The following is a 23,616-nucleotide window of genomic DNA, read 5'->3' as shown; positions in this document are numbered from 1 at the left end:
CTCCTCAGGCGGGGTAGTCCGCAGGGTCGACGTGCTCGTGCCATTCGGCGGTCGTGCCGTCCTCGGCCGCCTCGACGACCGCGAGATGCGTCATGAACGTGCGCGGTGCGGCGCCGTGCCAGTGCCACTCGCCCGGTTCGATCCACACGGTGTCGCCCGCGCGGATCGGCTCGACGGCACCGCCCTTGCGCTGCACCAGCCCCTCGCCCTCAAGGACGTGCAGAACCTGGCCGTGCGGGTGGGTGTGCCACGCGGTGTGCGCGCCGGGCGCGAAGTGCACGCTGAACATCCGGATCCGGGACGGCGGCCCGGGCGCCGCGACCTCGTCGAGCCACACCGTGCCGGTGAAGTTCTCCGCCGGGCCCTGCCGTGTGTCGCGGTGCTTCCTGGTGATCTGCACGTCCGTGGACTCCTATCGGGATGACATGGAGGAGGTGGATGGCGAAGACATGGGGGAGAGAAGGGCGAGCAGCCCCCGGATACCCGCGTCGAACGCGGCCGCCGAGCCGGACGCGCGGGCCAGCACATAACCACCCTGCACGGTCGCGAGGATCGTCGCCGCGATCTCCTCACCGTCCAGTTCGGGCCCGAACTGCCCCTGTTCCTTGCCCTCTTCGACGATTCCGGCGAGCCGCTCACGGATCGCGTCGAGAGCCTCGTCCACCGGCTCACGCAGCTCGGCGCTGGCGACGACATCCGGATCCATCGTCAGCCGCCCGACCGGACACCCGCGCAACACATCCCGCTCGCGCCGCAGATACGCCTCGATCCGCTCGTACGGCGAGCCGGGTCCGTCGAGTACTCCCTCGGCGGTGGCCCGCAACTCCTCGGCCGTCCTTCGGATCGCCGCCAGCGCCAGATCCGGTTTGCCCTTGAAGTGGTGGTACATACTGCCCTGCCCGGCGCCCGCGCGCTCCAGGATCGCCTTGGGGCTGGTGCCCACATAACCGCGCTCCCACAGCAGCTCGCGGGTGGACTCGATCAGTCGCTCCGGGGTGCTCATGCGCCGACTGTACATACCAGTAGGTACAGAAGTCGAGACCCTGACGTCGAGACCTTGAGGAGCAGCCGGAACGAACCCGCGTACTCCCCAGGAGGTACCCGCACTGCCGCTGCCCGTACGACGCCCCGACCCCCTCCCCGGAGCCAGTCTCGATACATCACGAACAACCTCACACGAAGGCCCTGCAGGGCTTCAGGCTCCTAGGAGATGAATCGACATGCAGACCCTGGCGAACTGGAACGGTGGCGGCCCCGGCCCGTGGATCCTGCTCTTCCCGCTGATCTGGGCGGCCGTGGTGGTCGGCGTGGTGACCGTCCTGCGCCGCGCCGGCCGGCACGGTCGCGGCGGCCCGTGGCGCGCGCCGACCGACCCCCGCCCCACAGGCGACTCCCCGCTCGCCGTGCTCGGCCGCCGCTTCGCCTCCGGCGAGATCGACGAGCACGAGTACTGGCGCCGACTGTCCGTCCTGGACGAGCAGTTCGGCCGCATCGGCAAGGGAGGCGGGCCGGCATGACCACCGCGACCACCACCCGCACGGCCGCGCGGGTCGTCGACGCCGTCAAGGTGTACGGCGTCGGCGACACCACCGTCCGCGCCCTGGACGGGGTGAGCGTCGACTTCCCGGCCGGCCGCTTCACCGCGATCATGGGCCCTTCGGGCTCCGGCAAGTCCACCCTGATGCACTGCGCGGCCGGCCTCGACACGCTCAGCTCCGGCGCCGCCTACATCGGCGACACCGAACTCGGTTCCCTCGACGACCGGCGCCTCACCCTCCTGCGCCGCGACCGCGTCGGCTTCGTCTTCCAGGCGTTCAACCTGATCCCGACGCTGACCGTCGCGGAGAACATCACCCTGCCCCTGGACCTCTCCGGAGCCAGGGGCGACCGGGAGTGGATCGACGCGCTCGTCGACGTCGTCGGCCTGCGCGACCGCCTCCACCACCGCCCCTCCGAACTCTCCGGCGGGCAGCAGCAACGCGTCGCCGTGGCCAGGGCGTTCGCCGGCCGGCCCGAGGTCGTCTTCGCCGACGAGCCGACCGGCAACCTCGACTCCCGCTCCGGCGGCGAGGTTCTCGGACTCCTCCGCCGAGCCGTACGGCAGACGGACCGCACGGTCGTCATGGTGACCCACGACCCGGTGGCCGCCGCCCACGCGGACGAGGTCGTCTTCCTCGCCGACGGACGTCTGGTGGACCGGATGGAGTCCCCGACGGCCGACAAGGTGCTGGACCGCCTCAAGGCCTTCGAGGTGAGGTCATGAACGCGTCCGTACACCTGAGCATGTCCTCCCTGAGGGCCCACAAAAGGCGCTTCGCCGGTACGTTCCTCGCCGTGTTCCTCGGGGTCGCCTTCCTCGCCGGGACCCTCGTCATGGGCGACACCCTCCGCGCCAACTTCGACACCATGTTCGGCGACGCGACCAGCGGCACGGACGCCGTGGTCCGCAGCGCCGACGCCATCACGACACCCGGCGAGAGCCAGGGCGTACGGCAACCGGTGAGCACGTCCCTGGCCAGGACCCTCGACCGGGTCCCCGGCGTCGCGGCAGCCGCCCCCAGCATCCAGGGTGCGGGCCAACTGGTCGGCGCCGACGGCACACCAGTCGGCGGCCAGGGCCCACCTACCCTCGCCGGCAACTGGATCACCGACCCGAAACTCAACCCGTACCGGCTGGCCGAAGGCCGCACTCCAACCCGCCCCGGGGAGGTCGTCATCAACCGAGGCGCCGCCGACAAGGCGCACCTGCACATCGGTGACACGACGACCCTGCGCACACCCGACCCCGTCAAGGTGACGATCGTGGGCCTCGCGACCTTCGGCGGCGAGGACGGCATGGCACAGGTGACGTTCACCGGTATGACCCAGGCCGACGCCGAGAAGTACCTCACCGCCAGGCCCGGCGAGGCATCGAGCATCAGCGTCCGCGCGGGCCCGGGCATCACCCAGCGACAACTGGTGGACCGCCTGACTCCCCACCTCCCCAAGGGAGTTGAGGCGATCACCGGTCAGGAGTCGGCGCAGGAGAACACAGACATGATCTCCTCTCAGTTCCTGAGCATCTTCACCACCTTCCTCCTGGTGTTCTCCGGCATAGCCCTCCTCGTGGCAACGTTCTCCATCCACAACACCTTCGCGATCGTCATCGCCCAACGCACCCGCGAGAACGCCCTGTTGCGAGCCCTCGGCGCCTCCCGCCGCCAGGTCACCGCGGCCACGATCACCGAGGCGAGCGTCGTCGCGGTGACCGCGTCCGCCGCCGGACTCGCGGGCGGCATCGGTATCGCCGCAGGCCTCCAGGCACTCTTCCCGGCCATCGGATTCCCCTTCCCTGACGGCGACTTGGTCATCAAGACACTGTCGATGACCCTGCCGCTCGCCGTCGGCACGGTCGTCTGCCTGGGCTCCGCCCTCATGCCCGCCGTACGCGCCGGCCGCACCGCACCCCTGGCCGCACTGCGCGAGACGGCCGTCGACCAGTCCGGCGCGTCCCGCGCCCGCGCGGTGACCGGCCTGGCCCTGGCAGCCCTCGCGATCAGTGTCACCCTCACCGGCGTACTGGTCTCACCGTCCTTGCCCCTGGCGGGACTTGGCGCCGTACTGGCACTGTCGGCCTTCGTCGTCCTGGGCCCGGTCGCCTCCTCGACGGCGGTACGTGTCCTGGGCGGCCCCCTCGACAGACTCCGCGGCGTCACCGGCGGACTAGCCCGCCGCAACGCCCTACGCAGCCCCCGACGCACGGCCGCCACCGCTAGCGCGCTGATGATCGGCGTGGCCGTGGTGTCGCTGTTCACAGTCTTCGGCGCCTCGTTGAAAGCCACGATGGATCAGACCGTCGCCCGCTCCTTCGCCGGTGACGTGGCAGTCAGCACCCCCTCCTTCGGCGCGGGCGGCAGCGGCCTCAGTCCTCGACTCGCCGGGGCCATCGGCCGGTTGCCCGAAGTGGGAACCGCCGTAGGACTTGGCCGAGGCGTAGCTGAAGTGGACGGCAAGGGAAGGGCGTTGACAGTCACCGACCCCACCGCCCTGGCCCGCACCTTCGACCTGGGCAGGGTCGACGGCTCCCTCGCCACCCTCGGAACCACCGGCATAGCCATCACCAGGGCAGAAGCCGACCGACAACACCTCACCACCGGCAGCAAGGCCCAACTCACCTTCACCGACGGCAGGAAGAAGACCTTCACGGTCCGCGCGGTCTACGGCCGCTCCGAACTCGCCGGCGACTACGTCATCACCCGCGCGGCCTGGGCCCCGCACCGCACCCAGGATGCAGACACCCTCATAGCCGTCTCCTTCAGGGACGGCGTGAACACGGCCAAGGGCAAGGCCGCGGTCCAAGAGATCGCAGCCCAGTACGGCAACCCCCAAGTCCAGACCCGCCACGAATACGCCCAGTCCTCGGCCGGCGGCATCGACATGATGCTGACCCTCGTCTACGCCCTACTCGCCTTGGCGGTCCTCATCGCCCTGCTGGGCATCGCCAACGCCCTCACCCTGGCGATCCACGAACGCACCCGGGAACTGGGCCTGTTGAGGGCAGTGGGCCAGACCCGTTCCCAATTGAGGGCCATGGTCCGCTGGGAGTCGGTCCTGGTAGCCGCCTTCGGCACCCTCGGCGGACTCACCCTGGGCGCCTTCCTCGGCTGGGTCCTGGTAAAGGCCTCGGACAACGCGAGCGACAGCACCTTCGCCTTCGCGATCCCACCCCTGCAACTCCTGATAGTGGCCATAGTCGGCCTGTCCGCAGGAGCCCTGGCCGCACTCCGCCCAGCACGAAGGGCAGCACACCTGGACATCCTCGGGGCCATCGCCACGGAGTAACGAGGGTTGCGGGCCCACCAAGTCCGACTGTCCCCACGCGCCGGCCGTGAGGGAGCCGTAGGGGCGCGCGCCGGCTTCCAGCGCCCCGAAGGCGACTTCGAACCAAAGGAGGTGCGCGCGACGGGAGTTGTGAACGCGGGCCCAGGAAGCTCAAGGCAACGAGGCCTCAAGCCCCTGACGCCCACACTCCCCAAAAGAGCCAGTCACCGCCCGATCAACCGGCAACGGCCGACCGGGCGGGAGCGTGTTGAGGCCGACGACCGTCGACAGGTTGCTCAACCTCGGTGACGAACCGGCGCGCCGACTTCTCCACGCTTACGCCCGCCCCCACGCCCGCGGCAACCGCCGCAGCCGCAACCCCAGCTCCCACCCCACGCCGAGGCGGCCGCCCCGCCGTAGCCGACGTATCCACCGCAGGCTCAACCGCGCTGAGCGTGAACCACACGACCTTGCCGGACTCCCCGTCCGGCCGCACACCCCAGCTCTCGCTCACCGCGGCAACCATCGCGAGCCCGCGCCCGCAGGTCGCCGTGGGCGAGACCTCGTCGATGTCGCCGACCACCGGAAGCCGGGGGTCGTGGTCGTGCACCGAGACCATGAGCTGGTCGAGCAGCAGCTCGATCTCGACGGTGCACGTCTTGTCGGGCTGGGCGTGTCGGTGGACGTTGCTGAGGAGCTCTGTCACACCGAGCGCGGCCCGGTCTATCAGAGAGTCCAGATGCCAGTAGCGCAACTGCGCAGATACGATTCTGCGGACCTGGCCGATCCGCGACGGCAGGGCTTGGAGCTCCACCGTGCAGTGTCTGCTTGGGTGACTGGTCACGGCTGCGACTCCCCGACTGAGGTCCGGAAGAACACGGAGTTTCGGATCCAGCAGGATGGTCAATGGATACGGCCGCCTGCTGTTGTGCCCGGCGGGCTGGTTCGCAGCGTTATCGCCGGTAAACCCAGAGTGACGTGAGACCAGAGTGGCGCAGGGTGCGCGGTCCCGCAACTCGCGGCCGACCGCTGAACCCACAAGGCGCCAATCAGCCCCCGCGCCCCGCGGCCTTGCGTACGGCCTCGATGAACCGGCGTGCCGCCGGAGGACCCGGCTGACCCGGTGCGGGGTCGTGTTCGCCGAGGGTCAGCAGGTAGCGGTTGCCGTTGAGGTCGGCCAGTGCCCGATCCTCCGGGGCGAACCAGGGCTTCGACGCCCGTACCGCCTGCACTGGCGCGCTGTCGATCTCGCTGCCGTAACTGGTGAGCAACTCCAGCCTGCCGTCATTGATCCGGACCTGTCCGGCCCGGGTGAGCGAGCGCAGCCGCTTCCCGATCCGCACGCCCGTGGCCGTGAACTCCGGCTCCGCCATGCTTCCCCGCCCCCTTGCTCCAGGACATGTCGATCGTCATCGTGATCGTGATCCAGTGTGCGCCCCCGTTCAGGACGTCCGTCCCGCTCCGGTGCAGTCTGCCCGCCGCGGGCGTCGAGCACCAGTACGTACCGAGCGGTCACGGTGAGTACCCGAAGCACTCGCATAAATGCGCCCCCTCGGATCCGGCGAGATCGCCCCGCAGGGTGCCTTTGACCCTCTCAAAGAAGTGTTTATGCAGGTGAGAAGCGTGCGGAAGGTGCTTATGATCGAGGTGTCGGCCGCGTGAGGCGCCGTCGGCGTGAAGCGTAAGGAGCCCCGCCGTGAGCACCATCCCACAGGCCCTGACCGGTGCCACCCTCGATGTCGACCGCAGTGACGCCGCCTACCGGAGCTGGCTGAAAGAAGCCGTCCGCAAGGTCCAGGCGGACGCCAACCGCTCGGCCGACACGCACCTGCTGCGGTTCCCGCTCCCCGAGCACTGGGGCATCGACCTGTACCTGAAGGACGAGTCCACCCACCCCACGGGCAGCCTCAAACACCGGTTGGCCCGCTCCCTCTTCCTCTACGGCCTCTGCAACGGCTGGATCCGGCCCGCCCGCCCGGTGATCGAGGCGTCCAGCGGTTCGACGGCCGTCTCCGAGGCGTACTTCGCCAAGCTGATCGGGGTCCCCTTCATCGCGGTCATGCCGCGCACGACCAGCGCCGAGAAGATCCGCCTGATCGAATTCCACGGCGGCCAGTGCCACTTCGTGGACGACTCGCGCAAGATGTACGAGGAGTCGGCCGCCCTCGCGGTGGAGACCGGCGGCCACTACATGGACCAGTTCACCTACGCGGAGCGGGCCACGGACTGGCGCGGGAACAACAACATCGCCGAATCCATCTTCCGGCAACTGGAGTTGGAGCGTTTCCCGGAGCCCGCGTGGATCGTCGCCACGGCCGGCACCGGTGGCACCTCGGCCACCCTCGCGCGCTATGTCCACTACATGCAGCACGACACCCGCGTCTGTGTCGCCGACCCGGAGAACTCCTGCTTCTTCGAGGGCTGGACCACCGGCGATCCGGACGTCACCTGCGACTGCGGCTCCCGTATCGAGGGCATCGGCCGCCCCCGTATGGAACCGAGCTTCGTGCCCGGTGCCATCGACCGGATGATGAAGGTCCCGGACGCGGCCAGCGTCGCCGCAGTGCGGGCACTGGAACAAGCCATCGGCCGCAGGGCGGGCGGCTCCACGGGCACCGGACTCTGGAGCGCCCTGAAGATCGTCGCCGAGATGGTGGCGGCGGGGCGGCACGGCAGCGTCGTCACCCTGCTGTGCGACCCGGGCGACCGCTACCTCGACAAGTACTACTCGGACGCGTGGCTCGCGGAACAGGGCCTGGACATCGGACCGTACAGCGAGGCGATCGAATCACTGCTGGCGACGGGCGTGTGGCCGAGCTGAGCCGTAGTGCCCCTTCAGGCGCGGGGAACCGCGCGACCAGCCACGACGTATCCGCGGGCGACGAACGACCCCTAACGAGCCAACCGCTGATCCAACGCCGCCACCGCCCCCTTGAACGCCCGCCCCAACCCAGGACCGGCCATCCGCACCACCCCGCGAAACACCGCCGTCCCGTCCGTGGCGAACGTCCACTGGATCCGCGTCCCGCCCCCGACCGGGACCAGTCGCCACTCCTCGGCGAGCGCGCGTGCGCCGGGCGCGTTGGTCTCGTCGACCCGGTAGGCGTACACCTCCGGCTCCTTGGCCGCGATCACCGTCTCCCTGAAGTGCCCGCCGCCCTTGAGTCGGATGTCGCGTCCGGCGCCGTCGTCGAGTGACCGTGCCTGGGTCACGGAAGCGAACCACTCTGCCCACCCGGGTACATCGTCGTTGAGGGCGTGGAAGACGGCGTCCGGCGCGGCCGACATCTCCGCCACGAAGACCAGGCGGACCGGAGCGGAGTCGATGAAGTCGAGCCCGACGGGGCGGAGACGGTTGACCATGGACGCGAACCCCCTTGACCGATAAGGGAAGTTGACCGGGACGGGCGACGTCACGATAGCTGGCGAACCGTCAGATGTCTGCCCCGTCACCGGGTTCGCCCGCGACCACGAGCCGCAGGTGCTCCGAGATGTCGGTACGCGCCTCGGCCGGCAGCCCCGCGTCCGTCACCAGCGTGTCGACCTGTTCCAGCGCCGCGAACGAACTCAGGCCCACCGTCCCCCACTTGGTGTGGTCGGCGACGACCACGACGCGGCGCGCGGACTGCACGAGCCTGCGGTTGGTCTCGGCCTCCGCGAGGTTGGGTGTCGACAGTCCGGCCTCGATCGATATGCCGTGGACGCCGAGGAACAGCATGTCGAAGTGGAGCGCCGCGATTGCCTGGTCGGCCACCGGACCCACCAGCGAGTCGGAGGGGGTGCGCACTCCGCCGGTCAGGACGACCGTGGCCGCTCCCTGCCGCTGCCCCGAGCTGCGCTGCGCCGCGTGGAAGACGTCGGCCACCCGCACCGAGTTGGTGACCACGGTGAGGTCGGGGACCTCCAGCAGATGGTGCGCGAGCGCGTAGGTCGTCGTACCGCCGGAGAGTGCGATCGCCGTGCCCGGTGCGACCAGTTCGGCCGCGGCCCGCGCGATGTCCTCCTTGGCGGTCAGCTCCAGGCCCGACTTCGCCTCGAAGCCCGGCTCGTGCGTGCTCGCCTCGACGACCGGGACCGCTCCGCCGTGCACCTTCTCCAGGACGCCCTGGCGGGCCAGCGCGTCAAGATCGCGGCGCACGGTCATGTCCGACACGCCGAGCTTCCGGGTCAGTTCGTTGACGCGGACACCGCCCCGGCGCCGGACCTCGTCGAGGATCAGGGCGCGCCGCTGCTCCGCGAGGAGGTTCTGATTCTCACTCACGTACGCTCCGGTCCTTTCGCCGCGACCCGTCCGACTGTCCGGCGCACCTGCTCCGACCAGGACGTTCGCCCCGGCTGCGGTGCGCGGACGTCCCATCCTCGCACGCCACCGCAACCCCTGCGCCACCGCCTGTACCGACGCGCACATGTCATTCGGACATCTTCGGTCCCTCGCGTGTCACACGGATCGGGGAGATTCGGTGACCGGGCGGGTACGACGCGCCGGATGGGGCGATCCTGGTGAGCACACGAACACAGGCAGACGGTGCGTCACGGGGGATGTGCGAACAGTGGAGCGTGTGCAGGAACACGCCGTCGCGAGCGAGGCCGACGACCTCGCCGTACGGCCCGACAAGACCGAACCCGCCCTGGAACTCCTGGTCCACGGAGTCGGCGGAGCCACACCCGAGGAGATGCTCGGTGATCCGCGCACGGTGCGGATCACCGGCGACGACACGGCAGCCGTCTTCCGGCGGGCCACCGACGTCGACGCCGAGTCCCGCCCGGCCGACCGGCCCACCGGACCGATCCGCGAGGCCTACGTCTGGTGCAATCTGACCTCCGGCAACGGCACGCGCGCCCTGTGGCTGTTGCTGCTGCCGTTCATGGTCGTCAACCTCGCGCACTGGATGCGCCCCACCGCGCGCGGCCGGAAACGGACGGTGCGCTTCTACGGGCTGCTGGTGCGCCTCGCGGGACTGACCCTGACCGTGCTGCTGGTCGCGGCGGCCTGCGAGGTCGCCCTCGACCTCGCCGCCTGGCAGTGCGCCGGCACGCGCGCGTGCGCCGATCGGCACACCTGGCTGGGCTTCCTGTCGCCCACCGTGTCCCACGACAGTTGGTGGAGCCGGCCCGGCCGACGTCTCGCGCTCGCCGCCCTGGTGCCGACCGCGCTCACCGTCCTGCTCTGGTATCTCTCCCGCCGCACCTGGAGCGCGTACGAGTCCCAGCAGCCGATGTCCCGCAGACCCGAACCCGACGACCAGACCGGCCGCACCTCGCTGGGCCGTCCCGGCTTCTGGTACGGCCGCCGCCTGGTGGCCCGGCTGCGCGCCGCCCACACCGCGGCCGGCCTCCTGACGGTCGCCGCGGCCGTCACCGTCACGGCGTCCCGCTTCGACCGCGGGCCCGAGGGGACACGGACCCTGGCCACCCTCGGCGCGCTCCTGGAGACCGCGCTCGCCGGAGTCGCCTTCGGCGTGGTCTATGTGGTGTGCCGCCGGGGCCGCAGTGAGAACCGCCTCGACCAGGCGCTCGACCGCCGTCTCGTACGGCGCCTGCCGCTCGGCGCGCTCCTGCTCCTGCTCCTCGCCCTGCTGTACGCCGGCTGGTCGCGTCCGGGGTGGGAGTCGTCCGGGCGGCTGCCGGGTGACGCCGCCTTCGGTGGAATCGCCCTGGCTCAGGGGCTGTTGGTGATCGCCCTCGCCGTGGTCGCCCACCTGCTGTACCGCACCGGCCCGGACCCGCGCGCCGCGATGCGCGGCCTCGGCGGACCGGCCGTCACGATGCTGGCCTGCGCTCTGGGCGGGGTGATGTCCGGCGGAGTGTCCCAGCGGGTCTCCGACTGGCTGGACGGCACCGGAACCTCCATCGCGGGCCCGCCCGTGCTGCTCACCTGGCAGGCCTCGGTGATCCCGCCGCTGCTCGTCGTCGTCCTCGTCCTGTGCGCCGGACTCGGCCGCCGCACCTGGCGGCTGCGCCGTACCGAACTGGCCGCCGTGGCACGCGACTATCCGGGAGGCCGGAAGGACCACGTGCGCACCGCCCGGATCGCGAGCACACGCGCGATGGCCACGCTCACCGACCGCGGCCCCCTCCTCGTCGCCGTGATCTCCACAGCGACCCTCCTCCTGGGCGCCGGAGCACTCGTCGGCGCCTTCACCACCGACAGGACACCCGAGCAGGCGGGGGAGGAGACATACGCCTTCGTGCACGGCACCGCGCAGACCTCGCAGGGGCTCGGCTCCTGGATGATCGGGCTCGGCTTCATCCTCTTCGTGACCTGGGGCAGGCGCGCCTACAAGGACGCCTCCGCGCGGCGCACCATCGGCATCCTCTGGGACGTCGGCACCTTCTGGCCGCGCGCCGCGCACCCCTTCGCCCCGCCCTGCTACGCCGAGCGCGCGGTGCCCGACCTGACCTGGCGGATGGCCACCTGGACGCACGCCACCGGCGGCCGTCTCGTCATCTCGGGCCACTCCCAGGGCAGCGTCCTCGCCGCCGCCGCGGCCTGGCAACTCAAGCCGGCCCAGCGCAAACGAGTCGCCCTGCTGACCTACGGCTCACCCCTGGAGCGCCTCTACGGCCGCTGGTTCCCCGCCCACTTCGGACCGGCCGCGCTCGACCGGCTGCACTGCGAGGTCGACTGCTGGCGCAATCTGTACCGGCTCACCGACCCCATCGGCGGCCCGGTGCGCGTGTCCGGCGACTGCGGCCCCGAGGTGGACCACGAACCCCTCAAGGACCCACTGGAGTACGGCCGTACGGCCCGGCATCCGCTGCCCGCGCCGATCCTCGGCCACTCCGACTACCAGGCCGACCCGGCGTTCGCCGAGGAACGCGAGCGGCTGCTGGCCCGGCTGCGGCCCGAGGTGCCGCCTCAGGGCAACTCGGGCAGGTCCTCCGCGTAGAGCAGGGTCAGGTCGTCCGTGCTCGGCTCCTCGACCTGGGCGACCCGGCTCGCATGCCGCTCCACCATCGCCTCGAAGGTCTGGCGCGCCGTACGGCCGTTGCCGAACGCGGCGCCCTTCGGGATCGCCGTGAAGTACTTCGTCAGTCCCTCGGAGGCGCCCTCCGCGAGCCGGTACTCGTGCTCCTCGGCCTGCTGCTCGACGATCCTCAGCAGTTCCTCGGGGTTGTAGTCGCTGAAGGTGATGGTCCGTGAGAAACGGGACGCCACACCGGGGTTGACGGAAAGGAACCGCTCCATCTCGGCCGTGTAGCCCGCGACGATCACGACCACCGCGTCCCGGTGGTCCTCCATGAGCTTCACCAGCGTGTCGATGGCCTCCTTGCCGAAGTCACGACCGGAGTCCTCGGGGGAGAGCGCGTACGCCTCGTCGATGAACAGCACTCCGCCGCGCGCGCGGTCGAAGGCCTCCTGGGTGCGGATCGCGGTGGAGCCGATGTGCTCGCCGACCAGGTCGACCCGGGACACCTCTACGAGATGCCCCTTCTCCAGGACACCGAGGGAGGCGAGGATCTCGCCGTAGAGCCGGGCGACCGTGGTCTTGCCGGTGCCGGGGGAGCCGGTGAAGACCAGGTGCCGTTTGACGGAGGCCGCCTTGAGGCCGGCCTGCTGGCGGCGGCGGCCCACCTCGATCATGTCGGTGAGGGCCCGCACCTCGCGCTTGACGCTGTCCAGGCCGACCAGAGCGTCGAGTTCACCGAGGACGGCCTTCGAGGTGCGGGACTCCCTGTCCGGCTCCGGAGCGGTGACCAGGGGTACCTGCTCGGCGATGCGCTGACCGGGGACCGCGCCCAGCAGACCCGCCGACTGGCTCGCGGTCTCCACGGCCGTCTCATGGACGGTGGGCGGCCTGAGACTGCCGCTCTCGTCGCTGGTGCAGTCCTCGACGACGGGTCCGGTGCCGGGCCCCGCGTCCGGTCCTGCGTCCGCGAACTCGTAACCGCCGCGCGCGCACCGCTCCGTACGGCACTTCTTCAATGTCGTACGACAACCGTCTATGACGTGGAAGCCGTACCCCCCGCTGCCCGTCACGCGGCAGCCGAGGAAGGTGCCACGGCCGCCCGCGGAGACGTAGAAACCGGCCTCGGCGGGGGAGTCGACGGTGCAGCGCTCGATGGTGGGGTCGGCGCCCTTGGTGACGATCACTCCGGTCTGGGTGGCGTCCACCGTGCAGTTGCTGAGGGTGCCGCCGCTGCCGTGGTCGCGGAACCACGCTCCCGTGGCCGCGTCCCGGATCCGGCAGTCGTCGAGCTGCGCGGTAGCGCCGTCGCTCACCGACACGGCCGTGTTGCGCACTTGGGAGATGTCGCTGTCGACGACGTCCGCGCGGGAGCCGCGGTCCAGCACGAACAGCGCGTCCGGTACGTCGTGCACCCGGCAGGAGTCGAGGACCGCGGTGGCGCCGTCGCTGACCCACACCGCCGGATAGTCGCCCGTGCTGTCGAAGATCTCGCACTGGTTGGCGTCCACGCGCGTGCCCGGGTCCCACACCGACAGGCCGTTGCGCCCGAACTGCCGCACCGTCGTCCGGGTCAGCGTCAGCACCGAGCGGGAGCGCAGGTCGACCGCGTTCTCCGGGATGTCGTGGATGCGGCAGTCGGCGAGCGTCAGCACCGCGTCGGTGTCGAGGGTGACGCCGTCGGCGGTCGTACGGTGCACATCGCAGTCGGTGAGGTGCGCGGTGGCCCGGCCGGTGATCTGGACGCCGCTGCCCCGCGTCTCGTAGACCTCACAACCCACCGCCTCCAGCGAGGAGTTCTCACCCGTCGCGGACAGGCCCACCCCCGAGGCGTGGTGGATCCGGCAGCGCTCCAGGCGCGGGTGGCCGCCGCCGCGCACCGCGACGCCCGCCTGGCCGGCCGAGACGACCTCGCACTCCTCGAACACCCCGCCCCCGCCGTCGAGTACGGCGATCCCGATGCCGGCCGGGTTGTCGACCGTGCAGCGCCGCACCGTGGGGCGGGCGCCGCCGCGCACCTCGATGCCGGACGCGGAGCGCGTGACGATCCGCAGATCCGTCAACTCCGGTGCGCCCTCCTCGACCAGCAGAGCGGGCGCGGCGGAGTCCTGGCCCTCGACGTGCAGGTCCTGGACCACCGCCGAGGCACGGACGGTCAACGGCACGCCGTCCAGGGGCGCGATGCGCACCGAACCGGGCGAACCCTCGGGGCCGCGCAGGGTCACCGACCGCTGCACGACGAGGTTCTCCCGGTAGGTGCCGGGAGCGACGGTGAGGACGTCTCCCTCGGCCGCGGCCTCCAGGGCGGCGGCGAGCGACGCGTACTCACCTGTGCGGCGCCGCCACCGCGATGTGCCGGTGTGCGTCACCTGGACCGTGCCCTGTGCCATGGCGTTGCTGTGCCCCCACCTCGTGGTACGCGGGTTGATGCCGAAGCCTTCGCCGGTCCACCGTAGCGTGCGGGCGGACGGTGGGTTGACCAGAGCCGGAAGGCTGTCAGCTACCGGTGCCGGTCCGGCCCCAGTCCGGGCCCGCCCGCTCCCACGCCTGGTCCCAACGGGCGTACCTGCGACGGATCATGCGCCACAGGACGAACCGCCGGCCGCTGTCGACGAGCCCTGCGGTCAGCAGCGCCGCACCGAATCCGGCGAGCACGGCGTGCGTCGTCGCCGTGGCCGAGTCCAGCGGGCGGGCCACTATGCGGCCGTGCCGGTCCGTCCAGAGCGCGAAGTGGTCGCCCGTGCGCGGGGTGTTGAGGCTCGCCATCACCGCGCCGTGCCGAGCGGTGCCGTCCGGGGCGGTCCACTGGGCGAGGACCTGGCTGCGGATGTCCCGCGCGGTGGCCGAGTCGGGGTCGGGGTCCAGCGCGGCCCCCTTCAGCTTCCTGACCACCGTGGCCGTCACGACATGCCGGTCCGCGCGCTGCTCCCGCACCGACCGCTGCAGGGCGTCCTGTGCGACGGTGCCGACGAGCGAGCCGATCACGGGTGCGGCGACCACGACCACCAGCAGGACCACGAGGGCCATCCAGGCCTCGACCAGATCGGTCGCGCGACGCAGCGGATTGCGCCGCCAGCGCCACAGACCCCTGATTGCTCCCACCGTCCCGCACCCCCTTCCCGCTCCGTGATAACCCCAGGCGCAGCCGTTCATCCGAGAGCCCCGGCAAAGAGAGAGCGAAATCACCTCTCGTCGGCCCTCTCATGAACTCCTCACGGGATCTCAACGACCGGGCCCACGAAGAGGGTTCCCGTCCGGGGCCCACATCGGCACAACTCCGCCCACGCGAGAAGCCGGACCGGGGCGCCGACACGGATCGTGCCGGGGGATGGGGCACCAGGTTTTGCCCGAAGATCGGCTTGCCGCCGGTGCGCCTGCGCCCGGCCGGCGTGCGGCAGTTACTTGCCGCGCACGGCGGTGCCTGCCACAGACCGCATCGGGCCGGGGGCGGTTCACGGGAATCGGCCCGCAGCCCGTCGACTCGGACTACGCGCTTCCGGGTGAGCCCGCCGCACCGGATGTGCGCGGACAGACGAACGCCGCCGCCGGGCAGAAGCCTGGCGGCGGCCGGTGCGGGACGCGGCTGCTCGCGGTGTGTGACGACCTTTCCCCCGTCGTCGATCAGCGCCCGACCCCCAAGGCTCCACGAGAGCCTCCCGGGACGAGAAGCCCTGGAGTGGGGTGCGGATCAGTAACCGCGGTACTGCTGCTGGTTGTTGTACGGGTCCTGCTGGTACGGAGCCGGAGCGGGCCGGGGGGCCGCCGGACGCATCGCCTCGTAGCCGGCCGGAGCCGCCATCGGACGCGGCTGCTGTTGCTGCTGCATGGGGTAGCCGCGCGGCGGGGTCTGCTGCGGGATGTAGGCGGCGGGCGCCTGCTGCAGCGGAGAGGGCTGCTGCGCCTGCGGGTAGCCGTAGGAAGCCTGCGAGGGACCCGCCGGGAGGGCGGGCAGTGCCGACGGCAGCGCGGGCAGGTTGCTCCCCGGCATGTCGTAAGCGGCGGGGACCCGGATCGGAGCGATCTGCGGGGTACCCCGCTCGGCCACGAGGGAGTCGTAGATCGGAGTGTCCGGGAAGGAGGCGGAGTAGTAGCCGCCGCCATAAGTGGAGCGGGGGGAGGTCATGGCACATAAGTTAAGCCCACGATGTGGTGGTTGGGGAGACCGATTAGAGGGTTGTTTTCCGTGTCGGGGGTGGCACGGGATCCCCAATGCGAGCGAACTTGGCAAAAAAGGGCATCGATCGGTGTTCTGATCGTGTAAAGGCCGAGTTCCCGGCGGGTTACCAGCGGTTGGTCGCCGGAGTAGCCGCGCCCCACATGGGCGTTCGACGCCCCGCAGAATAGGTTGTGCGGGTAGACACCCGATGGGCTGCCGGGGCGTGTCCTGGCACGGTGACACGTGATGGGGGCAGACATGTCAATGCCGAAAGGGTCGAATGTGCCGGTGCCGACGACGGCACTGCGCGTCGAGTTGGGCTGGCGGCCAGGGCCCGGCGTCCCCGACGCGGACGCCTCGGCGCTGCTGCTGGTGGACGGAAAGGTCCGCTCCGACGGCGACTTCGTCTTCTACAACCAGCCGGCCCACTCCTCCGGCGCGGTCCGCCACGAAGGCAAGGGGAACGCCGGTGGCCGGGTGACCGACACCCTGCTCGTCGACCTCGCGCGCGTGGAGCCCGCCGTCGACCGCGTCGTCCTCGCCGCATCGGCGGACGGCGGAACGTTCGGCCAGGTCCCCGATCTGTACATCGAGGTCCGGGACGCCGGGCAGAACACCGCGATCGCCCGCTTCGACAGCGCGGGCGCGACGGCCGAAACCGCCTTCGTGCTCGGCGAGTTCTACCGCCGCCAGGGCGCCTGGAAATTCCGGGCCGTCGGTCAGGGCTACGACAGCGGACTCGCGGGTCTCGCGACCGACTTCGGGATCACCGTCGACGAACCGCAGCAGACGGCACCGGCCGCCACCATGCCACCGCCGTCCGGACCACCCGTGAACCTGCCCCCGCCGCCCGTCATGCCTCCCGTGACCGCGTCACCTCCGCCCGCGCCCCCGGTGAGCCCGCCCCCTCCCTCGGCCCCCGTCCGGCTGACCAAGGTGACGCTCACCAAGGCGGCCCCCTCGGTCTCCCTGACCAAGCAGGGCGGCACATCGGGCGCCCTGCGCGTGAACCTCAACTGGGAGGTGCGCAAGCAGTTCTCGGGCTGGGGCAGCAAACGCGGCCGCGCGGTCGCGATGCACGCGGACCTCGACCTCGACCTGTGCGCCCTGTACGAACTCGCCGACGGCCGCAAGGGAGTCGTCCAAGCCCTCGGCAACGCGTACGGATCCCTTCAACGGCCGCCGTACATCCACCTCGACGGCGACGACCGCACCGGCGCGTCGGCGAGCGGCGAGAACCTCACCGTCAACCTGGACCACATCGGGGACTTCCGGCGCATCCTCGTCTTCGTGACCATCTACGAAGGCGCGCGCTCCTTCGCCGACCTGCACGCCACCGTCACCCTCCAGCCGCAGCACGGCGCCGCGATCGACTTCTCGCTCGACGAGTGCACGGTCCCCTCCACGGTGTGCGCGCTCGCCCTGATCACCAACACCGGCGGCGACCTCGTCGTCCAGCGCGAGGCCCGCTACCTCGTCCCGGACCGAGGGGTGAGCCCGCAGCGGACCGTGGACCGCGTCTACGGGTGGGGCATGAACTGGACCCCGGGCCGCAAGTGAGCCTCAGCCCTCGTCACCGACGACGGCGTCAGGACGCGCGTAGGTGCGGCCCTTCCAGGCCGCACCGCGTCCCCTGTAGTGCTGCACCGCGGAATCGACGGTCATCAGGAGGTACAGGAACGCGGTGAACGGCAACAGGGGAGCGAGCCACAGCGGCTGCCCGTAGTAGCGGAGCATCGGGACGTACGTCCCCGTCATCACCAGCCACGCGAGCCCGCCGAGGACCGCTGCCGCCGGGCTCCCCACGGCCAGGCCGGTGAACAGGGTCACCGGCGGCACGAGATACACCAGCGCCAGGCCGAGGACGGTGCCCAGGAGCAGCAGCGGGTTGTGCCGCAGTTGCGCGTACGCGCTGCGCGAGACCATCCGCCACAGGTCGTGCAGCCGCGGATAGGGGCGCACGCTGTCCACCCGTTCGGCGAGCCCCAGCCAGATGTGGCCCCCGCCGCCCTTGACCGCACGCGCGAGCGCCACGTCGTCGATCACCGCGTGCCGGATGGCGTCCGGGATCCGCGCCCGCTCGGCCGTCTCGGCGCGCAGCAGCACGCAGCCGCCCGCCGCGGCCGCCGTCCGGGTCCCCTTCCGGCCGATCCGGCGGAACGGATAGAGCTGCGCGAAGAAGTAGACGAACGCCGGCACCACCAGGCGCTCCCACAGGCTCTCCACGCGCAGCCGGGCCATCAGCGACACGGCGTCGAAACCGCCGGCGCGGGCCGCCGCCACCAACTCCCGCAGGCTGTCCGGGGCGTGCGCGATGTCCGCGTCCGTCAGCAGCAGGTACTCGGGGCCACGCGCGCGTGCCAGACCGATGCCGTGCCGCACGGCCCACAGCTTCCCCGTCCAGCCCGCGGGCGGTTCACCGGGGGAGTCCACGGTCAGCGGCAGCCCGCCGTACCGGGCCGCCAGTTCGCGGGCCAGCTCCCCGGTGCCGTCCGAACTGCCGTCGTCGACAAGGAAGATCTCCGCCCGCCCGGGATAGTCCTGGGCGAGGAGCGACGGCAGGCTCTCGGGCAGTACGGCGGCCTCGTCGCGGGCCGGGACGACCACACCGACCGACGGCCAGTCGTCCGGGTCGCTGCGGGCCGGCAGTCTGATGTCCGTGCGCCAGAAGAAGCCCTGGCAGAGCAGCAGCCACAGCCAGGCGGCGAGTGATACGGCGGCGATCCACACGACGGTGCTCACGGCCGCAGTCTGCCCCACGGGGGCCGGCCTACAGGGGCCATCGTCTATCGTGACCGGGTGAAGATCGCGCTGATGGACTCCGGAATCGGCCTTCTCGCGGCCACCGCGGCGGTACGGCGGGTGCGCCCCGACGCGGATCTCGTGCTCTCGCTGGACCCCGAAGGGATGCCCTGGGGACCGCGGACACCGGAGGACGTCACCGGGCGCGCGCTGGCCGTCGCCGAGGCCGCCGCCGCGTACGCACCCGACGCCCTGATCATCGGGTGCAACACCGCGACCGTGCACGCCCTGACGGCCCTGCGCGAGCGCCTGGAGCCCGGCATCCCGGTCATCGGCACCGTCCCGGCGATCAAGCCGGCCGCGGCCGGCGGCACGCCGTTCGCGATCTGGGCGACGCCCGCCACCACCGGCAGCCCTTACCAGCGCGGCCTCATCGCGGACTTCGCCGACGGCGTTCCGGTGGCCGAGGTCCCCTGCTGGGGACTGGCCGAAGCGGTGGAGCACGGGGACGAGGCGGCCATCGACGTGGCCGTCGCCGCGGCCGCCGAGCTCACGCCCGACGATGTAACGACCGTCGTCCTGGGCTGCACCCATTACGAACTGGTCGCCGAACGCATCCGGGCCGCCGTGCAGCGCCCCGACCGCCCGCCGCTCGTCCTGCATGGTTCGGCGGACGCGGTGGCCGCCCAGGCGCTGCGCCGGATCGGTGCACAGCCCGCTCCCCAGGCACCGGCCGAGGGCACCCTGACGGTCCTCCTGAACGGACGGGAGGGCGCCCTGCCCGCTGCCGCGTCGACCTACGCCGAGGGGCGGCTGCTGCGGGCCACCGCACCGGCCCACTGACCACCGGCGACGAAGCGGAGGCCGTGCGTCCACCGAGGTGTCACACAAAACGGTCACCCTCCGCGACGCGGTACCCGCGCAGCGAAACCTGAGTAGTCTCGTAGGCATGAGGGACCACCCCCGCGACGAAACCGCCCCGCGGACCGAGGTCTGGACCGGGCGCGCGACCAACCGGTTCCAGTGGCTGCTGGCGCTCGCCGGTGCCGCCTGCATGGCGCTCGGCATCGAACTGGCCGTGGACTCCACCTGGACGTCCGGCATCGCCCCGCTCGTGATGTCCGTCGTCGGGTGCATCGCGGCCGGACTGCTCATGCTGTTCGGCACACTCGCCTTCGTGCACGTCGCCCTGAAGGTCGACACCGACTCCCTCGAAGTGCGCTGCGGCCACATCGGCGTACCGCGCCGCCGTATCCCCCTCGCGAGCGTCGCGGGCGCCGAGTTCGCCCCGCACGTCACCCCGCGCCAGTGGGGCGGCTGGGGCTACCGCTGGCGGCCCGAGAAGGGCACCGCCGTCGTCGTACGGCGTGGCGAGGGCATCGTGCTGCGGCTGTGGGACGGACACACGTTCACGATCACCGTGGACAACGCGGAGACGGCCGTACGGATCATCACGGACCGACTGGTGCCGCCGATGCCCGGCGCGGTGCACTGACCTCTTCCCGCGTCCTTCAGGGCGCCGATCGGTCGCCACGCGTGCGCGGGCCCTCGTCGGCGATCGGGTGGGCCGTGGCCAGCCCTGCCAGGAAACCTGCGCCGACCGACACCGAGGTGAAGCTCAGCGCGTTGCCGACCGAGGCGACGAGCGCGAGCCCCGTCAGCGCGGCCCCCGCGGTGAGCGCGATCGGGGTGGAGCGCGGAGTGCGCCACAGCGCGTGGAGCACCCAGCAGAAGGCCGCCGCCAGCAGCAGCACGCCGACGACTCCCTGCTCGGCCGCCATCTGAAGCGGCGCGGAATGCGGCTTGCCGTCCGGCAGCAGGGCCTCGGCCGCCGCGCCGCTCAGCTCTCCGAAGCGCCCCGGACCCACCCCCAGGGCGGAATCCTGATGCGCCATGTGCAGGGCGTCCTGCCAGAGCTGCACCCGGTGCGGGGTCAGCTGGCCCTCCAGGGACTCGGTGAGCCCGTCCGGCAGTAGGTTTCCGGCGACGGCCCAAGCCGCTCCCGTCACCAGCGCGGTGGCCAGGCCCAGACCCGCGACACCGAGACCCCGGTGTTCCATCCGGCCGGCGGCGAGCGAGCAGAGCAGCACCGCCGTACACATGACGAATCCGGTGATCGACCCCAGGAGGGCCGCGGTCACCGTGATCCCGGCGGCCAGCAGTCCCAGTGCGAGCCGCGGTGCCGGAGCCGAGGCGGCCCAGGCGGCGCAGCACGCGGAACCGACGGCCAGGGTCAGCAGGGCCGCGGTGGCTCCGGCGTGGCCGAGCGGGACGGCGAACTGGGGGCCCGGGGCGAGACGCGGTTCGGCCAGCGCCAGGCCGAGTCCGGCCAACGCTCCGGCACAGGGCGCCGCGACCGGCACGAGCGCCCCGGAGATCCGCCCCGACGAGTAACCGGCGGCCACCGCGAGGACCGCGAGCAGGACGCCCTCGGGCCGGCCGTCGTGCATGGCGGCGGTGATCAGCGACCACGCGGCACACGCGCCGAGCACGACGATGCCCGCCGCGTCCGAAACGTTTCGTCTCTCACTGTCGGCGTCCGGACCGGTCGCCGACGCCATCCCCGTGGATCCCACCCCGCCGCCCCCTGAACCCGGCCGCCCCCGACCAGTGACGGCCCCGGCCGTCCTGGCCTGGACAGACCGGACGACAGAGGCTCCGGCACACCGTAACGGCTGATGACCGATTTGCGCACGAGTTGCGCAGGAACGATACGGCTGCGGCCCAGTTCAGTGCCCGGTCCGCCGTCCGGACCGCGCTGTCGGCGCCAAGGTCGACCGCCGTACACTCCCGGAGTGACCGTCACCGCAACTTCCGTGGACGAGTCGGACCAACTGGAGCCACCGGCCGCGCCCGCATCGCGCCCGGCCCGCCTCGTCCGCCTGGTCCCGGCCGCCGTAGCCGCGCTCTCCGGAGTGCTGCTCTACGTCAGTTTCCCGCCCCGCACCCTGTGGTGGCTGGCGCTGCCCGCCTTCGCCTGTTTCGGGTGGGTGCTGCGCGGCCGTAGCTGGAAGGCGGGACTCGGACTCGGCTACCTCTTCGGCCTCGGATTCCTGCTGCCGCTGCTGGTGTGGACCGGCGTGGAGGTCGGCCCCGGGCCCTGGCTCGCCCTGGTCGCGGTCGAGGCGATCTTCGTCGCCCTGGTCGGCGCGGGCATCACCGCGGTGTCGAAACTGCCCGCCTGGCCCCTGTGGGCGGCGGCGCTGTGGATCGCCGGCGAGGCGGTACGCGCGCGTGCCCCCTTCCACGGCTTCCCCTGGGGCAAGATCGCGTTCGGTCAGGCCGACGGCGTCTTCCTGCCGCTCGCCGCAGTCGGCGGCACCCCGGTCCTCGGCTTCGCGGTCGTCCTGTGCGGCTTCGCCCTCTACGAGATCGTGCGCCTCGTCCTGGAGGGCCGGCGCACACGTGTCGTACGGCGGTCCGCCGCGACCGTGGCCCTGCTGAGCGTGGCCGTGCCCGTGGTGGGCGCGGTGGCGGCGCGGTCCCTGGTGAGCGACAAGGCGGAGGACGGCACCACGACCGTCGCCGTCATCCAGGGCAACGTCCCGCGCGCGGGACTGGAATTCAACGCCCAGCGGCGCGCGGTCCTCGACTACCACGTCAAGGAGACCCTGCGGCTGGCCGCCGAGGTCAAGGCGGGCAAGGTCGCCAAGCCCGACGTGGTGCTGTGGCCGGAGAACTCCTCCGACGTCGATCCCTTCGCCGACGCCCAGGCATACAGCGACATCGACGACGCGGCCAAGGCGATCGGCGCGCCCATCTCGGTCGGCGGTGTCGTCGAACGGGACGGCAAGCTCTACAACGAGCAAATCCTCTGGGACCCGGTGAAGGGCCCGACCTCCACCTACGACAAGCGGCAGATCCAGCCGTTCGGCGAGTACCTCCCGATGCGCTCGCTCCTCGGAGCCATCAACAAGAACTGGACCAGCATGGTCCGTCAGGACTTCAGCCGGGGCACCAAGCCGGGCGTGTTCACCATGAACGGTGCCAAGATCGGCCTGGTCACCTGCTACGAGGCCGCCTTCGACTGGGCCGTGCGGTCCGAGGTCACCGACGGCGCCCAACTGATCTCCGTGCCGAGCAACAACGCGACCTTCGACCGCAGCGAGATGACCTACCAGCAGCTCGCCATGTCCCGGGTGCGCGCCGTCGAGCACAGCCGGACCGTCACGGTCCCGGTGACCAGCGGAGTCAGCGCGATCATCATGCCGGACGGGAAGATCACGCAGAAGACCGGCATGTTCGTGGCCGACTCCCTGGTCCAGAGGGTGCCGCTGCGGTCCTCGGAGACACCGGCGACGAAGCTCGGCACCCTGCCCGAGATGGCCCTGGTGCTTCTCGCCGCGGGCGGCCTCGGCTGGGCGATCGGCGCGGGTGTGCGCCGACGGCGCGCGGGTGACGCGTAACCGTACGCCTGCTGTACGCCCGATGTGCGCACTGCAGTTCATGGAGTGGCCATGGATCGTCCCGTTAGGGTCGGACCATGGCTACTCCTGATTTCATCCGTACGATCCGGGCTTCCGCGGGTCACCAACTGCTGTGGCTTCCCGGGGTGAGCGCCGTGGTCTTCGACGACGCGGGTCGGGTCCTGCTGGGCAAGCGGTCGGACAACCACGAGTGGGCGTTGCCCTCCGGCATTCCCGAGCCGGGGGAGCAGCCCGCGGCCTGCGCGGTGCGCGAGGTGTTCGAGGAGACGGCCGTCGAGTGCGTGGCGGAGCGGGTCGTCCTGGTCAAGGCCGGGGGGCCGATCAGCTATCCCAACGGTGACGCCTGCCAGTTCATGGACATCACCCTGCAATGCCGGGCCGTCGGTGGCGAGGCGACCGTGAACGACGACGAGTCGTTGGAGGTCGGCTGGTTCGAGCTGGACGCGCTGCCCGAAATCAGTGATAGCCAACTGTTCCGGATCAAGCAGGCCCTGGCGAATGCACCCACATGGTTTGACACCATGGGTTCCGACTGAAGTATGTGCTTGGCCCATATGTGGAGGGACGGGGGCGCTGTCTAGGC

Annotated in this window: 21 protein-coding genes; 10 read left to right on the top strand and 11 right to left on the bottom strand. The window is 71.3% G+C overall.

Going from position 1 to position 23,616, the window contains the following annotated elements; genetic code table 11:
• Window positions 1-4: 4 nt before the first annotated feature.
• Window positions 5-400 carry a cupin domain-containing protein gene (locus ABZT04_RS11650; RefSeq protein ID WP_356055591.1) on the bottom strand — a complete coding sequence of 132 codons (396 nt, stop codon included), beginning with the start codon at window positions 398-400 and terminating at the stop codon, window positions 5-7.
• Window positions 401-412: 12 nt separating this feature from the next.
• Window positions 413-1,003 (bottom strand): TetR/AcrR family transcriptional regulator, encoded by a 591-nt coding sequence (locus tag ABZT04_RS11645; protein ID WP_356055589.1) that lies wholly within the window; start codon window positions 1,001-1,003, stop codon window positions 413-415.
• Window positions 1,004-1,220: 217 nt separating this feature from the next.
• Between ABZT04_RS11645 and ABZT04_RS11640 the strand changes: the two genes are divergently transcribed.
• Genes ABZT04_RS11640 through ABZT04_RS11630 form a run of 3 tightly spaced genes read left to right on the top strand, consistent with a single transcriptional unit; the run spans window position 1,221 to window position 4,821 of the window.
• A complete protein-coding gene (locus tag ABZT04_RS11640; RefSeq protein WP_356055587.1) occupies window positions 1,221-1,517 on the top strand; it encodes an SHOCT domain-containing protein in 297 nt (98 codons plus the stop codon).
• Window positions 1,514-2,263 carry an ABC transporter ATP-binding protein gene (locus tag ABZT04_RS11635; RefSeq protein ID WP_356055586.1) on the top strand — a complete coding sequence of 250 codons (750 nt, stop codon included), beginning with the start codon at window positions 1,514-1,516 and terminating at the stop codon, window positions 2,261-2,263. Before ABZT04_RS11640 ends, ABZT04_RS11635 begins: the two co-directional genes overlap by 4 nt.
• Window positions 2,260-4,821 (top strand): FtsX-like permease family protein, encoded by a 2,562-nt coding sequence (locus ABZT04_RS11630; RefSeq protein WP_356055584.1) that lies wholly within the window; start codon window positions 2,260-2,262, stop codon window positions 4,819-4,821. Before ABZT04_RS11635 ends, ABZT04_RS11630 begins: the two co-directional genes overlap by 4 nt.
• A 214-nt stretch (window positions 4,822-5,035) precedes the next feature.
• Here ABZT04_RS11630 and ABZT04_RS11625 read toward each other — a convergent pair whose 3' ends face one another.
• Window positions 5,036-5,644: an ATP-binding protein gene (locus ABZT04_RS11625; RefSeq protein WP_356055581.1), complete on the bottom strand. Its 609-nt coding sequence runs from the start codon at window positions 5,642-5,644 to the stop codon at window positions 5,036-5,038.
• 205 nt (window positions 5,645-5,849) lie between these two features.
• Window positions 5,850-6,173, bottom strand: coding sequence for a hypothetical protein (locus ABZT04_RS11620; protein WP_019058105.1), 324 nt, complete (start codon window positions 6,171-6,173; stop codon window positions 5,850-5,852).
• Window positions 6,174-6,496: 323 nt separating this feature from the next.
• Between ABZT04_RS11620 and ABZT04_RS11615 the strand changes: the two genes are divergently transcribed.
• Window positions 6,497-7,621: a PLP-dependent cysteine synthase family protein gene (locus ABZT04_RS11615; protein WP_356055579.1), complete on the top strand. Its 1,125-nt coding sequence runs from the start codon at window positions 6,497-6,499 to the stop codon at window positions 7,619-7,621.
• A 71-nt stretch (window positions 7,622-7,692) separates the two neighbouring features.
• Here the strand turns inward: ABZT04_RS11615 and ABZT04_RS11610 are convergent, their stop codons facing one another.
• Both ABZT04_RS11610 and ABZT04_RS11605 read right to left on the bottom strand, forming a co-directional pair.
• Window positions 7,693-8,163, bottom strand: coding sequence for an SRPBCC family protein (locus tag ABZT04_RS11610; RefSeq protein WP_356055577.1), 471 nt, complete (start codon window positions 8,161-8,163; stop codon window positions 7,693-7,695).
• Window positions 8,164-8,233: 70 nt separating this feature from the next.
• Window positions 8,234-9,061, bottom strand: coding sequence for a DeoR/GlpR family DNA-binding transcription regulator (locus ABZT04_RS11605; RefSeq protein ID WP_355924423.1), 828 nt, complete (start codon window positions 9,059-9,061; stop codon window positions 8,234-8,236).
• A 289-nt stretch (window positions 9,062-9,350) separates the two neighbouring features.
• Between ABZT04_RS11605 and ABZT04_RS11600 the strand changes: the two genes are divergently transcribed.
• On the top strand, window positions 9,351-11,690 hold the full coding sequence (locus ABZT04_RS11600; RefSeq protein ID WP_356055575.1) for a hypothetical protein: 2,340 nt from the start codon (window positions 9,351-9,353) through the stop codon (window positions 11,688-11,690).
• Here the strand turns inward: ABZT04_RS11600 and ABZT04_RS11595 are convergent.
• From ABZT04_RS11595 to ABZT04_RS11585, 3 genes are all read right to left on the bottom strand, one after another.
• Window positions 11,660-14,098 (bottom strand): right-handed parallel beta-helix repeat-containing protein, encoded by a 2,439-nt coding sequence (locus ABZT04_RS11595; protein WP_356055573.1) that lies wholly within the window; start codon window positions 14,096-14,098, stop codon window positions 11,660-11,662. The two genes, ABZT04_RS11600 and ABZT04_RS11595, sit on opposite strands and share 31 nt — an antisense overlap.
• 106 nt (window positions 14,099-14,204) lie before the next feature.
• Entirely contained in the window at window positions 14,205-14,810 is a 606-nt protein-coding gene (locus ABZT04_RS11590; RefSeq protein ID WP_356055571.1) for a hypothetical protein, read from the bottom strand.
• 586 nt (window positions 14,811-15,396) lie between these two features.
• Window positions 15,397-15,831, bottom strand: coding sequence for a DUF6643 family protein (locus ABZT04_RS11585; RefSeq protein ID WP_356055569.1), 435 nt, complete (start codon window positions 15,829-15,831; stop codon window positions 15,397-15,399).
• A 297-nt stretch (window positions 15,832-16,128) separates the two neighbouring features.
• Between ABZT04_RS11585 and ABZT04_RS11580 the strand changes: the two genes are divergently transcribed.
• The gene (locus ABZT04_RS11580; RefSeq protein ID WP_356055715.1) at window positions 16,129-17,424 is read left to right on the top strand and encodes a TerD family protein; all 1,296 of its coding nucleotides are present in this window, start codon (window positions 16,129-16,131) and stop codon (window positions 17,422-17,424) included.
• A gap of 3 nt (window positions 17,425-17,427) precedes the next feature.
• Here the strand turns inward: ABZT04_RS11580 and ABZT04_RS11575 are convergent, their stop codons facing one another.
• On the bottom strand, window positions 17,428-18,606 hold the full coding sequence (locus ABZT04_RS11575) for a glycosyltransferase (protein WP_356055567.1): 1,179 nt from the start codon (window positions 18,604-18,606) through the stop codon (window positions 17,428-17,430).
• A 57-nt stretch (window positions 18,607-18,663) separates the two neighbouring features.
• Here ABZT04_RS11575 and ABZT04_RS11570 point away from each other — a divergent pair, with 57 nt between their 5' ends.
• A complete protein-coding gene (locus ABZT04_RS11570; protein ID WP_356055562.1) occupies window positions 18,664-19,449 on the top strand; it encodes an aspartate/glutamate racemase family protein in 786 nt (261 codons plus the stop codon).
• Between the two features lie 106 nt (window positions 19,450-19,555).
• Window positions 19,556-20,101, top strand: a complete 546-nt coding sequence (locus ABZT04_RS11565) for a hypothetical protein (RefSeq protein ID WP_356055553.1) — start codon at window positions 19,556-19,558, stop codon at window positions 20,099-20,101.
• 16 nt (window positions 20,102-20,117) lie between these two features.
• Here the strand turns inward: ABZT04_RS11565 and ABZT04_RS11560 are convergent, their stop codons facing one another.
• Window positions 20,118-21,167, bottom strand: a complete 1,050-nt coding sequence (locus ABZT04_RS11560) for an O-antigen ligase family protein (protein WP_356055713.1) — start codon at window positions 21,165-21,167, stop codon at window positions 20,118-20,120.
• 234 nt (window positions 21,168-21,401) lie between these two features.
• Here ABZT04_RS11560 and lnt point away from each other — a divergent pair, with 234 nt between their 5' ends.
• Both lnt and ABZT04_RS11550 read left to right on the top strand, forming a co-directional pair.
• Window positions 21,402-23,012, top strand: coding sequence for an apolipoprotein N-acyltransferase (gene lnt, locus ABZT04_RS11555; RefSeq protein WP_356055551.1), 1,611 nt, complete (start codon window positions 21,402-21,404; stop codon window positions 23,010-23,012).
• A gap of 77 nt (window positions 23,013-23,089) precedes the next feature.
• Complete coding sequence (locus tag ABZT04_RS11550; RefSeq protein WP_356055549.1) at window positions 23,090-23,569, top strand: NUDIX domain-containing protein; 480 nt, start codon at window positions 23,090-23,092, stop codon at window positions 23,567-23,569.
• The last annotated feature ends 47 nt before the right edge of the window (window positions 23,570-23,616 follow it).

This window comes from Streptomyces sp. NPDC005492 (genome assembly GCF_040605995.1).
Lineage (GTDB): Bacteria > Actinomycetota > Actinomycetes > Streptomycetales > Streptomycetaceae > Streptomyces.
This window is presented reverse-complemented; position numbering and strand designations above follow the sequence as displayed.

Bases quoted from the DNA above. Each gene is read 5' to 3' on its own strand.
- ABZT04_RS11580 (WP_356055715.1), top strand. From the start codon at position 16,129: ATGCCGAAAGGGTCGAATGTGCCGGTGCCGACGACGGCACTGCGCGTC.
- ABZT04_RS11610 (WP_356055577.1), bottom strand. From the start codon at position 8,163: ATGGTCAACCGTCTCCGCCCCGTCGGGCTCGACTTCATCGACTCCGCT.
- ABZT04_RS11620 (WP_019058105.1), bottom strand. From the start codon at position 6,173: ATGGCGGAGCCGGAGTTCACGGCCACGGGCGTGCGGATCGGGAAGCGG.
- ABZT04_RS11630 (WP_356055584.1), top strand. From the start codon at position 2,260: ATGAACGCGTCCGTACACCTGAGCATGTCCTCCCTGAGGGCCCACAAA.
- ABZT04_RS11585 (WP_356055569.1), bottom strand. From the start codon at position 15,831: ATGACCTCCCCCCGCTCCACTTATGGCGGCGGCTACTACTCCGCCTCC.
- ABZT04_RS11550 (WP_356055549.1), top strand. From the start codon at position 23,090: ATGGCTACTCCTGATTTCATCCGTACGATCCGGGCTTCCGCGGGTCAC.
- ABZT04_RS11645 (WP_356055589.1), bottom strand. From the start codon at position 1,003: ATGAGCACCCCGGAGCGACTGATCGAGTCCACCCGCGAGCTGCTGTGG.
- ABZT04_RS11635 (WP_356055586.1), top strand. From the start codon at position 1,514: ATGACCACCGCGACCACCACCCGCACGGCCGCGCGGGTCGTCGACGCC.
- ABZT04_RS11640 (WP_356055587.1), top strand. From the start codon at position 1,221: ATGCAGACCCTGGCGAACTGGAACGGTGGCGGCCCCGGCCCGTGGATC.
- ABZT04_RS11560 (WP_356055713.1), bottom strand. From the start codon at position 21,167: ATGGCGTCGGCGACCGGTCCGGACGCCGACAGTGAGAGACGAAACGTT.
- ABZT04_RS11565 (WP_356055553.1), top strand. From the start codon at position 19,556: ATGAGGGACCACCCCCGCGACGAAACCGCCCCGCGGACCGAGGTCTGG.
- ABZT04_RS11595 (WP_356055573.1), bottom strand. From the start codon at position 14,098: ATGGCACAGGGCACGGTCCAGGTGACGCACACCGGCACATCGCGGTGG.